This window comes from Proteus appendicitidis, from assembly GCF_030271835.1.
Classification (GTDB): domain Bacteria; phylum Pseudomonadota; class Gammaproteobacteria; order Enterobacterales; family Enterobacteriaceae; genus Proteus; species Proteus appendicitidis.
In genome coordinates, this window is sequence record NZ_CP127389.1 from 219,372 (window position 1) to 233,887 (window position 14,516).

Annotated in this window: 12 protein-coding genes and 4 tRNA genes; all 16 read left to right on the forward strand. The window is 40.1% G+C overall.

The genetic code is table 11. The features are described from left to right. Positions 1-263 precede the first annotated feature (263 nt). The 16 genes from wecA (at position 264) to QQS39_RS01225 (ending at position 13,852) form a co-directional block, all read left to right on the forward strand. Complete coding sequence (gene wecA, locus QQS39_RS01150) at positions 264-1,352, forward strand: UDP-N-acetylglucosamine--undecaprenyl-phosphate N-acetylglucosaminephosphotransferase (RefSeq protein ID WP_151436650.1); 1,089 nt, start codon at positions 264-266, stop codon at positions 1,350-1,352. A 24-nt stretch (positions 1,353-1,376) separates the two neighbouring features. Then, the gene (wzzE, locus tag QQS39_RS01155; RefSeq protein ID WP_151436796.1) at positions 1,377-2,435 is read left to right on the forward strand and encodes an ECA polysaccharide chain length modulation protein; all 1,059 of its coding nucleotides are present in this window, start codon (positions 1,377-1,379) and stop codon (positions 2,433-2,435) included. Positions 2,436-2,564: 129 nt separating this feature from the next. After that, positions 2,565-3,695, forward strand: a complete 1,131-nt coding sequence (wecB, locus tag QQS39_RS01160) for a non-hydrolyzing UDP-N-acetylglucosamine 2-epimerase (protein WP_069369918.1) — start codon at positions 2,565-2,567, stop codon at positions 3,693-3,695. Then, positions 3,692-4,954 (forward strand): UDP-N-acetyl-D-mannosamine dehydrogenase, encoded by a 1,263-nt coding sequence (gene wecC / locus QQS39_RS01165; protein WP_285805237.1) that lies wholly within the window; start codon positions 3,692-3,694, stop codon positions 4,952-4,954. The genes wecB and wecC overlap by 4 nt, the downstream gene beginning before the upstream one ends. Then, the gene (rffG, locus tag QQS39_RS01170; RefSeq protein ID WP_151436652.1) at positions 4,951-6,018 is read left to right on the forward strand and encodes a dTDP-glucose 4,6-dehydratase; all 1,068 of its coding nucleotides are present in this window, start codon (positions 4,951-4,953) and stop codon (positions 6,016-6,018) included. The genes wecC and rffG overlap by 4 nt, the downstream gene beginning before the upstream one ends. 21 nt (positions 6,019-6,039) lie before the next feature. After that, the gene (rfbA, locus tag QQS39_RS01175) at positions 6,040-6,921 is read left to right on the forward strand and encodes a glucose-1-phosphate thymidylyltransferase RfbA (RefSeq protein WP_285805238.1); all 882 of its coding nucleotides are present in this window, start codon (positions 6,040-6,042) and stop codon (positions 6,919-6,921) included. Next, entirely contained in the window at positions 6,899-7,612 is a 714-nt protein-coding gene (gene rffC / locus QQS39_RS01180; RefSeq protein ID WP_285805239.1) for a dTDP-4-amino-4,6-dideoxy-D-galactose acyltransferase, read from the forward strand. The genes rfbA and rffC overlap by 23 nt, the downstream gene beginning before the upstream one ends. Before the next feature lies 1 nt (position 7,613). Further along, on the forward strand, positions 7,614-8,744 hold the full coding sequence (gene rffA / locus QQS39_RS01185) for a dTDP-4-amino-4,6-dideoxygalactose transaminase (protein WP_285805240.1): 1,131 nt from the start codon (positions 7,614-7,616) through the stop codon (positions 8,742-8,744). 2 nt (positions 8,745-8,746) lie between these two features. Beyond that, the gene (gene wzxE / locus QQS39_RS01190) at positions 8,747-10,003 is read left to right on the forward strand and encodes a lipid III flippase WzxE (protein ID WP_285805241.1); all 1,257 of its coding nucleotides are present in this window, start codon (positions 8,747-8,749) and stop codon (positions 10,001-10,003) included. After that, positions 10,000-11,085, forward strand: a complete 1,086-nt coding sequence (locus tag QQS39_RS01195) for a TDP-N-acetylfucosamine:lipid II N-acetylfucosaminyltransferase (protein ID WP_285805242.1) — start codon at positions 10,000-10,002, stop codon at positions 11,083-11,085. Before wzxE ends, QQS39_RS01195 begins: the two co-directional genes overlap by 4 nt. After that, complete coding sequence (gene wzyE / locus QQS39_RS01200) at positions 11,082-12,446, forward strand: ECA oligosaccharide polymerase (protein WP_285805243.1); 1,365 nt, start codon at positions 11,082-11,084, stop codon at positions 12,444-12,446. The genes QQS39_RS01195 and wzyE overlap by 4 nt, the downstream gene beginning before the upstream one ends. Next, on the forward strand, positions 12,446-13,183 hold the full coding sequence (gene wecG / locus QQS39_RS01205) for a lipopolysaccharide N-acetylmannosaminouronosyltransferase (RefSeq protein WP_088494031.1): 738 nt from the start codon (positions 12,446-12,448) through the stop codon (positions 13,181-13,183). Before wzyE ends, wecG begins: the two co-directional genes overlap by 1 nt. 238 nt (positions 13,184-13,421) lie before the next feature. Next, positions 13,422-13,498 (forward strand) — tRNA-Arg (locus QQS39_RS01210). 64 nt (positions 13,499-13,562) lie between these two features. After that, positions 13,563-13,638: transfer RNA gene (locus QQS39_RS01215), tRNA-His, on the forward strand. 22 nt (positions 13,639-13,660) lie between these two features. Continuing rightward, positions 13,661-13,747, forward strand: a tRNA-Leu gene (locus tag QQS39_RS01220). A gap of 28 nt (positions 13,748-13,775) precedes the next feature. Next, positions 13,776-13,852: transfer RNA gene (locus QQS39_RS01225), tRNA-Pro, on the forward strand. Positions 13,853-14,516: the final 664 nt, after the last annotated feature.

Consider the following 14,516-nt stretch of genomic DNA (forward strand, 5'->3'; position numbering starts at 1 on the left):
CAATAGTTGTGGCGTTTTTTGTTTTTTATGGATGTAATTTAATTTTAGATTGCAATATTTTAGCGAGATGTTGGTATATATATTGCATGTTTTAGTAATTGATAAAAATAGCGATGGCATCAATGAAAATAGTTAAGGAAAACTTATAATTGATGAAGGGTGGTGGGTTTTGAATAAACTCGTCGTGGTGAAGCTGGAAAAAAGAATAAAAACACATGGAAGCGTAAAATAACCAGCTATATTTATTATAGAGAACAGGTACTGTGGATATACTAAAAATGAGCACAAGCGTTTTTTATGTGTTCTTATTTTCTTTCGCTTTTTTATTCTTGGCTCGTAAAATTGCAAAGAAAATTGGACTCGTGGATAAACCGAATTATCGTAAAAAACATCATGGATTGATCCCCTTAGTTGGCGGAATATCAGTCTATTTTGGTATTGTTTTCGCATTTTATATTTCAGATATCTATATTCCTCATAAGGAATTGTATCTGGCATGTGCGGGGCTTCTTGTTTTTATCGGCGCTTTAGATGATCGCTTCGATATTAGTGTAAAAATTAGAGCTACAATCCAAGCTTTTGTTGGGATCGTGATGATGGTGGGGGCAGGGTTAAAACTTGACTCACTGGGTCATGCTTTTGGTCCTTGGGAAATGCATTTAGGACCTTTTGGCTATATTGTTACACTTTTCGCTGTTTGGGCAGCAATCAATGCCTTTAATATGGTTGATGGTATTGATGGGTTATTAGGTGGTCTTTCTTGTGTCTCTTTTGGCGCGCTTGGTATTTTATTATATCAAAGTGGCAATTCAGCTCTTGCATTCTGGTGCTTCTCATTTATCGCGGCAATTTTACCTTATATCCTTTTAAACTTAGGGGTCTGTGGTAAAAAATTCAAAGTCTTTATGGGAGATGCGGGAAGTACACTGATTGGATTTACCATTATTTGGTTATTGGTCGCATCAACACAAGCTCAGCCTCGTCCTGTTAAAGCGGTAACCGCATTATGGATAATTGCTATTCCTCTTATGGATATGGTGGCAATTATGTACCGTCGTTTACGTAAAGGCATGAGTCCATTCTCTCCAGACCGTCAACATATTCACCATTTGATTATGCGTGCAGGTTTTACCTCCCGCCAAGCTTTCATTCTGATTACACTGTCAGCCGCATTATTAGCAGCGATTGGTATTATCGGTCAAAACCTATCATTTGTACCTGAATGGTTTATGTTGGCATTATTCTTGCTTGCATTTGTTATGTATGGTTATTGTATTAAACGCGCGTGGCGAGTCGCTCGTTTTATTAAACGACATAAGCGTCGCTTACGTAGAGCAACACAACAGCATTAATATAAGCAGAGGTTTTTTAACGTGATGAACTCGGAAAATAACGCCTCCCGACAGGGTGAACAGCCAGATAATGAACTCGATATTAGAGGTCTTTTTTGTGCACTTTGGTCAGGAAAAAGCTGGATTATAGGGTTCGCTCTGCTTTTTGCAGTGATTGCACTCGGTGCATCTTATTTGATGCAACCTAAATGGAGTGCAATTGCAATGACAGAGAAACCAACGATTAATAACTTAGGCAGTTATTATTCGCAATCTCAGTTTTTGCGCAATCTTGATACACAGATTAATCCAGCAGCACAAACCTCATCTTTAACAATTTCAGATGAAGCTTATCAAGAGTTTATTACTCAAATCGCGGCGTTTGATACACGTCGTGAGTTTTGGTTGCAAACGGATTATTTCAAACAGCGCAAAGAAAGTGATGAACAGGCTAATGCTGCGTTATTGGATGAGTTAATTAACAATATTCAATTTACGCCTGCCGATGAGAAAAAATTAGTTAATGATCAACTAAAACTGATTGCGGAAACATCCAAAGAAGCAAGCCAATTATTAAATGAGTATATTGCTTTTGCTAATAAAAGAGCATCTACCCATCTTAATGATGAAGTCATAACGGCTTGGGCAACTAGAACTCAATCAATGAAAGCGCTAGTTAAACGTCAAGAAATGGCGGCTCAATCTGCATATCAACGCCAAATTAACTTATTAGAGCAATCAATCAAAGTAGCTGAGAAACAAGGTATTTCTCAAAAGCAAACCTCGATTGCGATTGATGAGTTACCAGATTCTAAACTGTTTCTGTTAGGTGTTCCTCTGTTGCAATCACAGTTAGAAACTTTAGTCGCAACAGGTGCTGATTTTGATAGTGATTACGATCAAAATACGGCAATGTTAGCGACCCTTGCTGTGGGCGCAAAATTACAAGATAACTTCCAAACTTACCGTTTTCTACGTACCCCTGAAGATCCTGTGAAACGTGATAGTCCTCGTCGTGCCTTTATGATGGTACTTTGGGGCGCTATTGGCGTTTTAGCGGGTGCAGGTGTTGCATTAGTAAGACGCAGTTCATTAAAAAAATAATAATAATTAAATTTTGTCATTGATGACAATAACGAGACATCAGGTGTTTCGGCACCTGATGTATTGAGAATAAGGGCATATTGCTTTCCCAAAAATAAGCAATATAACAATGAAAAAAAGAGAGCCACTGTGAAAGTGTTGACTGTTTTTGGCACACGCCCTGAAGCGATAAAAATGGCACCTTTAGTGCACGCTTTAGCAAATGATGATTCGTTTGAAGCGAAGGTATGTGTTACGGCCCAACATCGAGAAATGCTTGATCAGGTATTAAATCTTTTTGAGATCAAACCAGATTACGATCTCAATATTATGAAACCAGGACAAGATTTAACGGATATTACCTGTCGTATTTTAGAAGGGTTAAAACCGGTATTAGCGTCATTTCAACCTGATGTTGTTTTGGTACATGGTGATACAACAACGACTATGGCAGCAAGTTTAGCCGCATTTTATCAACGAATTCCTGTTGGTCATGTGGAAGCTGGGCTGCGTACTGGCAATCTTTACTCCCCTTGGCCCGAAGAGGCAAACCGTACTATTGCAGGTCATCTTGCAATGTATCATTTCGCACCAACAGAAACTGCAAAATTAAATTTGGTACGAGAAGCGGTTGCGGATAAAAATATTTTTGTCACGGGAAATACGGTAATTGATGCGTTGTTTTGGGTAAGTGACAGAGTGATGGGCAATCAAACACTCTTAAACGAGCTTGCTGTAAACTACCCATTTATTCAGCCTGATAAGAAAATGATCTTGGTAACAGGACATCGTCGAGAAAGCTTTGGTGGAGGTTTTGAACGTATCTGCCAAGCTTTAGCTGAAATTGCATTAGCACACCCTGATGTAGAAGTTGTTTATCCTGTTCACTTAAATCCTAATGTGAGTGAGCCTGTTCAACGGATCCTTCATGGTATTGATAATATTAAGCTAATACAGCCACAAGATTATCTCCCATTCGTTTATTTAATGAACCATGCTTACCTTATTTTGACCGACTCTGGTGGAATTCAAGAAGAAGCGCCTTCATTAGGTAAGCCTGTTCTTGTAATGCGAGACACAACAGAACGCCCAGAAGCTGTTGAAGCGGGTTCTGTTCGTTTAGTCGGAACAGATACTAAACGTATTGTTAGCGAAGTAACCTCTTTATTGACAGACGAAAACGCGTATCACCAAATGAGTAAGGCAACAAATCCTTATGGTGATGGTCATGCCTGCCAACGTATTCTTGAAGCATTGAAAAAAAATCAGGTGACATTATGAGTTTTGAAACTATTTCTGTTATCGGCCTCGGCTACATTGGTTTACCTACAGCGGCAGCTTTTGCCTCTCGTAAAAAAAGCGTCATCGGTGTTGATGTTAATCAGCATGCAGTTGATACGATTAATAAAGGTCAAATTCACATTGTTGAGCCTGATCTTGATAAAGTCGTTAAACAAGCAGTTGAAGAAGGTCATTTAAAAGCCTATACCACGCCACAGCCAGCAGATGCTTACCTTATTGCTGTACCTACACCATTTAAAGGTGAGCATGAGCCTGATTTGGCTTATGTTGAAGCAGCAGCTCGCTCTATCGCACCTGTACTGAAGAAAGGTGATCTTATTATTCTAGAATCAACTTCACCAGTTGGCTCTACTGAAAAAATGGCAGAGTGGTTATCAGAAGCTCGTCCAGACTTAACATTCCCTCATCAACAAGGTGAAGATGCTGATATCGATGTTGCTTACTGCCCTGAGCGCGTATTACCGGGTCAAGTGATGATTGAACTTATCCGCAATGACCGTGTTGTAGGTGGTATGAACCGTAAATCCTCAGAGCGTGCAAGTGAGTTATACAAGATTTTCCTTGAAGGTGAATGTGTTATCACTAATGCACGTACTGCGGAAATGTGTAAGCTGACTGAAAATAGTTTCCGTGATGTTAATATTGCGTTTGCTAATGAATTATCACTGATCTGCGCTGACCAAGATATTAATGTGTGGGAGCTAATTAGCTTGGCGAATCGCCATCCTCGCGTCAATATCTTACAACCAGGCCCAGGCGTTGGCGGACACTGTATCGCTGTTGACCCTTGGTTTATCGTGTCACAAAATCCAAAACAATCCCGTTTAATTCACACTGCGCGTTTAGTCAATGATGGCAAACCTGTGTGGGTTATCGATCAAGTGAAAGCCGCTGTTGCAGATTGCCTTACTGAAACAGGTAAACGAGCAAACGAAATTAAGATTGCCTGCTTTGGTTTAGCCTTTAAGCCTAATATTGATGACTTACGTGAAAGCCCAGCAATGAATATCACGAAACAAGTCGCTGATTGGCACAGTGGTACGACATTAGCTGTGGAGCCGAATATTCATGAGCTACCAACAAAACTGAAAGGGATCACAGAGTTAGTGTCAACAGAACAAGCACTGAAAGACGCTGATATTGTCTTAATGTTAGTTGATCACCAACAATTTAAGGCGATCCCTGGTAGTAAAGTGACTCAAAAATGGATTGTTGATACTAAAGGAGTATGGCGTTGAAACGCATTCTAGTTACAGGTGGAGCCGGTTTTATCGGCTCTGCTGTTGTTCGACATATTATTGAAAACACCAATGACAGCGTTGTTGTGGTGGATAAACTGACTTATGCCGGTAATTTAGAGTCATTAGCAACAGTGGCAGACAGTGAACGCTATGCCTTTGAGCAAGTCGATATCTGTGATAGAGCGGAGCTTGATCGCTTATTTGCTCAATATCAGCCAGATGTTGTTATGCACTTAGCGGCAGAAAGCCATGTTGACCGCTCTATTGATGGTCCAGCTGCATTTATTGAAACCAATATTGTGGGGACTTACACCTTATTGGAAGCCGCTCGCCATTTTTGGCAAGTTTTACCTGAAGAAAAGAAAACGGCATTTCGTTTTCACCATATCTCAACAGATGAAGTGTATGGCGATTTAGAAGGTACAGACGATTTCTTCACTGAAACCACACCTTATGCGCCAAGTAGCCCATATTCTGCTTCTAAAGCGTCAAGCGACCATTTAGTTCGCGCTTGGTTACGGACTTATGGTTTACCCACCGTAATAACCAATTGTTCAAATAACTATGGTCCTTATCATTTTCCTGAAAAACTAATCCCATTAATTATCTTAAATGCGATTTCAGGAAAACCATTACCTGTTTATGGTAAAGGTGAACAGATCCGTGATTGGCTCTATGTTGAAGATCATGCTCGTGCGCTCTATTTAGTCGCAACAACGGCAACACCGGGTAAAACCTACAATATTGGTGGTCATAATGAGCGTCGTAATATTGATGTTGTTAAAACGATTTGTGCGCTATTAGAAGAGTTATATCCAGCAAAACCGGAAGGTGTTGCTCAATATGTCGATCTCATTACTTATGTGAAAGACAGACCTGGTCATGACCTGCGCTATGCGATTGATGCGGCAAAAATTGAAGCTGAATTAGGCTGGAAACCAGAAGAGACATTTGAATCTGGCATTCGTAAAACGGTTTTGTGGTATTTAAATAACGAAACTTGGTGGAAACGTGTGCTAGATGGCTCTTATGCCGGTGAACGTTTAGGGCTTGGGAACTGATTAAGTAAAGAAGGATAAATGATGAAAGGTATTATTTTAGCGGGTGGCTCTGGCACACGACTGCATCCGATAACCAAAGGGGTATCGAAGCAGTTATTGCCTATCTATGATAAGCCCATGATCTATTATCCGCTTTCAGTTCTGATGCTTGCTGGTATTCGAGATATTTTGATCATCACAACACCCGATGATATGACCTCATTTCAGCGCTTATTAGGTGATGGTTCTGTATTTGGTATTCGTCTTCAATATAAAATTCAGCCATCTCCTGATGGCTTAGCGCAAGCCTTTATTTTGGGTGAGGAATTTATTGGTGATGACCATTGCTGTTTAGTTTTAGGCGATAATATCTATTTTGGTCAAGGGTTTAGTCCAAAACTGAAACAAGTTGCACAACGTGAACGTGGTGCAACTGTGTTTGGTTATCAAGTGATGGACCCTGAGCGATTTGGTGTCGTTGAATTTGACGATGATTTTAAAGTGTTATCGATTGAAGAAAAACCAGAGCAACCTAAATCTAATTGGGCGGTAACAGGGCTTTATTTCTACGATAACCGAGTGGTTGATTTTGCCAAGCGCGTCAAACCTTCGATTCGTGGAGAATTAGAAATTACGTCGATTAATCAGATGTATCTTGAATGTGGGGAGCTTAACGTTGAATTACTGGGACGTGGTTTTGCGTGGTTAGATACCGGCACTCACGATAGTTTAATTGAAGCCAGTACCTTTGTTCAAACTGTTGAAAAACGCCAAGGATTTAAAGTGGCGTGTCTTGAAGAGATTGCTTGGCGCAATGGTTGGCTCAGTGATGACCAAGTAAGAGAAAGCGCAAAATCACTGTCTAAAACAGGTTATGGCCGCTATCTACTGGATTTATTACATGTCCGTCCTCGCCAATATTAATTATCTTGAGTGGGAAAGCGAGTATTTCTCCCTCAAAACAGGGCGTCTTGAGTTTGATACGCAAGCGCCCGCGTTAACAGACGAACAGCTTGATACTTTTGATGTGGTTCAAGCTAAAGTCGCATCTCATGAGCTTTCGCTCATCGATAAACTCAGCCAATTAGGTTTTCAATTTGCGGAAGGTGAAATTGATTTTAAACTTTCAATTGGCACAGAAAATGCTTGTAAGAAAGCGACGGAATACTGTTTTAGAAAAGCCAATGAAGATGATATCGACTTATTGATGACAACGGCCTCAGAAGTTTTTGTACAAAGTCGTTTTAGAGCGCCTTGGTATCAAGAAGGCGATAGTAGTCGTTTCTATGCATTATGGGCTAAAAAAGCGGTGCTAGGTACGTTCGATGATATCTGCTTACTGACTTATGATGCGGAAAATAATGTAAGTGGTTTCGTTACTTTACGCCAGCTATCTGAAAATGAAGCAAGAGTGGGATTACTCGCAGTAATGCCCAACAGAATAGGACAAGGCATTGGTAAACAACTGATGTCGGCCGCGAAGTTTTGGTGTCAACAACAAGGTATTTCAACCTTATATGTTGCAACACAGATCAGCAATATTGCAGCTTCGCGTTTATACACACACAGTGGAGGCTTAATAGAGAGCACCACTTATTGGTTATACAGGGGATAATATGATTCCGTTTAATAAACCACCGGTTGTCGGCACAGAATTAGAATATATGAAACAGGCTATGGAAAGTGGCAAGCTCTGTGGTGATGGCAATTTCACAAAGAAATGTGAAAAGTGGTTAGAAGAACAATTTCATTGTCATAAAACGCTGTTAACGCCTTCTTGTACAGCATCGCTTGAAATGGCTGCCATCTTATTAGATATCAAGCCTGGCGATGAAGTCATCATGCCTAGTTTTACCTTTGTTTCGACCTCTAATGCGTTTGTATTACGTGGCGCAACGATTGTTTTCGTTGATATTCGTCCAGATACTATGAATCTTGATGAAACAAAAATAGAAGCAGCAATCACAAATAAAACGCGCGCGATAGTGCCTGTTCATTATGCGGGAGTTGCGTGTGAAATGGATACCATTATGGCGATTGCGAAAAGACATAATCTATTCGTGATTGAAGATGCTGCACAAGGTGTCATGTCAACTTACAAGGGCAAAGCGCTTGGCACGATTGGTCATATTGGTTGCTATAGCTTCCATGAAACTAAAAACTACTCATCAGGTGGTGAGGGTGGTGCAACGTTAATTAACGATCCTGATTTAATCAATCGCGCAGAAGTTATCCGTGAAAAAGGCACTAATCGTAGCCAATTTTTCCGTGGGCAGGTAGATAAATATACTTGGCGTGATATTGGTTCTAGCTACTTAATGTCAGACTTACAAGCAGCTTATCTGTGGGCGCAACTTGAAGAAGCTGAAAAAATTAATGAGCGTCGTTTAGCATTTTGGCAGATTTATTATGATGCATTGACTCCATTAGCGGAAAAAGGCTTATTGGCGCTTCCAATCGTTCCTGAAGGGTTAGAACACAATGCGCATATGTTCTATATCAAACTGAAAGATATCGAGCAACGTACCGCGTTTAATGATTATATGAAAGAGCATGGTGTCTTAACGGTATTCCACTATGTGTCATTACATACCAGCCCCGCAGGTATGAAGTTTGGTCGCTTTGACGGTGAAGATATTTTCACAACACGAGAAAGTGAGCGTTTAGTGCGTTTGCCTATGTTCTACAACATGACAGAAGAAGAGCAACAGACTGTTATTGGTCATATTCGCGACTTTTTTGCTTAATTATGTCATTAGCCAAAGCATCAATTTGGACAGCCGGATCAACCCTGATAAAAATTGGGGCTGGTCTGCTTGTCGTTAAGTTACTTGCTGTCTCTTTTGGCCCAACAGGGGTCGGGTTAGCGGGTAACTTTCGTCAATTAATCACCGTACTAGGCGTCTTGTCTGGTGCGGGTATTTTTAATGGTGTGACGAAATTAATCGCGCAATATCAAGATGATGGTATTCAACGCAAAAAAGTGTTGGGTACGTCATCATCCATGATTTTGCTGTTTTCCTCATTATTAGCTATTTTATTTCTTCTTTTTTCTGCCCCCATTAGCCAAGTGTTATTTGGTGATGATTATCATCAATATCAGGATATTGTAAGAGCCGTTGCTTTTATTCAAATGGGAATAGCATATAGCAACTATTTTCTTGCCATATTAAAAGGTTATCGTGATGCGGCTGGTAATGCCTTATCGGTGATTGCGGGTAGTATTATTGGCGTTGTTGCTTATTATTTATGCTATTTATTTGCGGGGTATCACGGTGCATTAATTGGACTAGCATTAGTACCTGCACTTATTTTATTTCCTGCTACATTTTTAGTAATAAAGCGTAAACGCTTCGCGTTAAATGAGCTTAAGCCTCATTGGGATAAGGCGATAGCAAGTCATCTTGGTAAGTTTACCATTATGGCAATACTGACATCGATTACATTACCTGTCGCTTATATCATGATGCGAAACTTACTGGCTGAGCGTTATAGCTGGGAAGACGTGGGAATTTGGCAAGGGGTGACCAGTATTTCAGATGCTTATTTGCAATTTATTACCGCATCTTTCTCCGTTTATTTATTGCCAACACTCTCCCGACTCACACAAAAGAGTGATATTACCAAAGAGATCGTTAAGTCACTGAAATTTGTATTACCTGTGGTAGCTGCTGCGAGTTTTATGGTGTGGTTATTACGTGATTTTGCGATTTGGTTACTGTTTTCAGATAAATTTGTCGCTATGCGTGATTTATTTGCATGGCAACTTGTCGGTGATGTTTTAAAAGTAGGCGCTTATGTCTTTGGCTATCTTGTCATTGCAAAAGCAGCACTACGTTTTTATATCCTTACAGAAGTAAGCCAGTTTGCCTTATTAACGCTATTTTCGCGTTGGCTTATTCCTGAGCATGGCGCACTGGGTGCAGCTCAAGCCTATATGGCAACGTATATTATTTACTTCCTTCTCTGTAGTTCTGTTTTCGTGATTTATTGCAGGCGCAAATGACAACTTTGATTTACATACTAGGTTCAGACATTGTGCATCATAACAACACAATGTTACGGTTTTTTAACGACCACCTCGTGACTGAGGCGGGGTTAACGTATAAACCTCGTTTTATCGTTGCCAGTAAAAATACTTCACTGCAAGAAAGCTACCCAGCTTTAGATATTGAGTGTTTAGCTGATAAAAAGCAGGTTGCACAGAGAGTGGTTACATTAGCAAAAGCCGATACTCACCAGCGATTTCTTTTTTTAGGTCAGTTTAATGCGCCTATTTGGTTAGCATTATTGACTGGCAAGATTAAACGTCATCAATTTTGGTGGCATATTTGGGGTGCTGATTTATATCAGGATTCTAAACAGCTAAAATTTAGACTCTTTTACCTTCTGCGTAAACTTGCTCAAAAGCGTGTGGGGAGAGTATTCGGTACACGGGGTGATCTGAATTACTTCGCGCAATTTAACGTTAATATTCCAGCGAGTTTGCTCTATTTTCCAACAAGAATGGATCCTGCGCTGACGGTGACAGAAAAAGCGCCTATTGATGAAAAGCAACTCACCATTATTGTGGGGAATTCAGGGGATAAATCTAACCGTCATATTGAGGCTTTACAGGCGATTGCAGAGCAATATGGAACACGCGCAAAAGTGATTATTCCAATGGGATATCCTGAAAATAATCACGTTTATATTGATGAAGTAGCCCAAGCTGCTAGCCAGTTGCTTCCATATAATCAGGTTGAAATATTACGTGATAAATTGGCATTTGATGATTATCTTACGTTATTGAAAACATGCGATTTAGGCTATTTCATTTTTCATCGTCAGCAAGGTATCGGTACACTTTGTTTGCTGATCCAATTTGCGATCCCTTTTGTTATTAGCCGTCAAAACCCATTTTGGCAGGACTTAACTGAGCAAAATGTTCCTGTTTTTTTCTCGGGTGATAAATTAGATGTTGCGCTTATTGAAGAGGCTAAACGTCAATTGCTGATGCTTGACCGCCAAAATATTGCCTTCTTTGCACCTAATTTTACGGATGGCTGGAAAGAGCTAATTGAGATGAGTACAGGAGAGCCGCAATGACATTGGCGGAACTGGGTGGCTTAGCACTCGTTTATTTTATCTCTTTAAGTTTTATTTTATTGCTGACTTATCAAGAGTTTCGTCGGGTTCGTTTTAATTTTAATGTTTTTTTCTCCATGCTCTATTTGCTGACATTTTATTTTGGTTTTCCACTGACGTGTATGTTGGTATTCCAATTTGATGTCGCAGTTGTACCCGTTGATTCATTATTATACGCGTTATTAGCCTCTACCAGCTTCTATGCCATTTATTATGTTACTTATAAGGTTAGGCTGAGAAAACCGTCTAGCGGTCCTTCTAGGTCGTTATTTACCATGAATAGGGTAGAAACTAATCTTACGTGGATCTTATTGGCATTAATTGCGTTTGTGACCGTGGGTATTTTCTTTCTACAAAATGGCTTTTTACTCTTTAAGCTCAAAACGTATAGCCAGATTTTCTCCAGCCAAGTCTCGGGTGTTGCGCTTAAGCGCTTTTTCTATTTCTTTATTCCCGCCATGCTGGTGGTTTATTTCTTAAAACCCACTCAACAACGCTGGATTTTCTTCCTTTGTGCGACGGTGGGTTTTGGGATCTTAACTTACATTATCGTGGGTGGAACTCGCGCTAATATTATCATCGCATTCGCACTGTTTTTGTTTATCGGCATTGTTCGTGGTTGGATAACCTTGTGGATGCTGGTTGCTGCAGGGGTGATGAGTATCGTTGGAATGTTCTGGTTGGCATTAAAACGCTATGGTCTTGATGTGAGTGGTGCCGAGGCATTCTATACTTTCTTGTACCTTACTCGCGATACGTTCTCTCCTTGGGAAAATCTAGCTTTGTTACTTAATAATTATGACAAGATTGAGTTCCAAGGGCTTGCACCGATAATTCGTGATTTTTATGTCTTTATTCCTTCTTGGGTTTGGCCTGAACGCCCTGATGTTGTGCTGAATTCAGCAAATTACTTTACGTGGGAAGTGCTTAATTACCATGCGGGTCTTGCTATTTCACCGACCTTAATTGGCTCGTTGGTTGTGATGGGTGGCGTTGCCTTTATCCCATTAGGCGCTATCGTAGTCGGGTTGATTATTAAATGGTTTGATTGGCTATATCAGCAGGGGCTAAGTGAGAGCAATCGCTATAAGTCCGCTATCTTACAAGCTTTCTGCTTTGGGGCTATTTTTAATATGATTGTTTTAGCACGAGAGGGTGTTGATTCGTTCGTCTCTCGTGTTGTGTTCTTCTGTTTAATTTTTGGTTTATGTTTAGTGGCCGCAAAACTGCTTTATTGGTTATTTGAAAGTGCGGGATTAGTGCGTCATTACGTGACTCGCCAACTACAAAGTGAACCTCGTTTAGAGAAAAAGGAAAAGTAATGGGACCCAATTCAATTCCGAAGTATTCAATCCGCGGACATAATATCTGGGGATTTCGCGATATGGCTCATTTTCTGGATTATCTCTATGAAGGAGCACAAATAAAAAGTGGCTCTTTGATTGCCATTAACGCAGAAAAAATTCTCACAGCAGAAACAGACTCAGCACTCAACGAGCTACTCAATGAAGCTGATTATCTTTATGCAGATGGTATTAGTGTGGTGCGAGGTATTCGTCGTAAATATCCTGATGCAAATGTTTCTCGTATTGCAGGTGCTGATCTATGGGAAGCATTAATGGAAAGGGCAGGTAAAGAGGGAACTCCTGTCTTTCTTGTTGGCGGTAAGCCTGAAATTCTTTCTCAAACCGAAGATAAACTAAAAGCACAGTGGAACGTAAATATTGTGGGTAGCCAGAACGGTTACTTCACACCACAAGATAGAGAGGCGTTATTTGAGCGTATAAAGGCCTCTGGTGCGAAGATAGTGACTATTGCCATGGGATCACCTAAGCAAGAGTTATTTATTCGTGCCTGCCGTGAAATTTATCCTGATGCTTTATACATGGGTGTTGGTGGAACGTATGACGTATTCACAGGCCATGTTAAAAGAGCACCGAAAGCATGGCAAAATCTTGGACTAGAGTGGTTATATCGTTTGTTATCACAACCAAGTCGAATTAAGCGTCAATTTAAGCTGTTAAAATTCGTTGGGTATTACTATTCCAATAAATTGTAATAGTAAAGTAATAGCAATAGCGCCTTTTTTTGTTAGGTGAGGCTGATTAAATGATTTATTCATGCTTTTACCTAGCATCTTACTTGTTTAATTATTATACTGATGGGGCGTTTAGCGTGTAAAAACGCTCCATTTATCGACGAAATGCACAAACTATCGTCAAACAAACTTTTTTTTTCAAAAAGCACTAGACAGACAGAGCGTAAATCCGTACTATCCTCTCCCGCAACGGCGTGAAGCGCCCGTAGCTCAGCTGGATAGAGCGCTGCCCTCCGGAGGCAGAGGTCTCAGGTTCGAATCCTGTCGGGCGCGCCATTAAAGCGTGCTAAGAGTTACGGTGAAGAACGTAGTTGTGAGAAGTAATAAGATAGCTGTTATGGTGGCTATAGCTCAGTTGGTAGAGCCCTGGATTGTGATTCCAGTTGTCGTGGGTTCGAGTCCCATTAGCCACCCCATCTTATCTTAGTTATTGTTTATGCGAGGGTGGCGGAATTGGTAGACGCGCTAGCTTCAGGTGTTAGTGTTCTAACGGACGTGGGGGTTCAAGTCCCCCCCTTCGCACCAATAAACAAGATAAGAGCAGTGATACAGACGGCGAGTAGCGCAGCCTGGTAGCGCAACTGGTTTGGGACCAGTGGGTCGGAGGTTCGAATCCTCTCTCGCCGACCAATAAGAAAAAGCCTCGATTATATCGAGGCTTTTTCGTATCTACGATTTACCGTTTTTAAAAACGGCTATACCATTTCTACTTCTACTTCTACTTCTACTTCTACAATTCATTACCCTTATCCATGCTTTTTATTTCTTGTTATATGTTCCAGATAAGAAAACCAAAATGATGTTTTTAACGGAAATGCCATCCTTGTCACTTAAGGGTTATTAATAATTTAATTTATTGCCGAATTTTAATCTTCATAAAAAGATGAGTTAAGTACGTAAAATAACTAACTTTATCTATATGAAATATAAGTCTTTTATTTTATTTGTCGGTAAATGCCAACACTCGCTATTTTTAATGTCTCCAATAGGAGACATCTAATTTATTGATTTTACATGATTAAATGGTTGGTGTATTTTTCTTGTCGTGAAAAAGAGACGTATAACAGACCCTATATTTTCTTTTCTATTTAGCAATAGCGTGGTGAAAGCACAAACCATAGCTTCTTTATCATTGAAAATGAGTAAAGCCAGAAAGGAAAACCAAATTTCAATAAGTTATCTTATGCTTTTTAGCGAGAGGTGATTTTTTTCATAAAAAATGAAAAATTGGCACGCTAAATGCAACATGTATATTGTAGATGCTCATTCCACTCCTTATGACAGCATATGACTT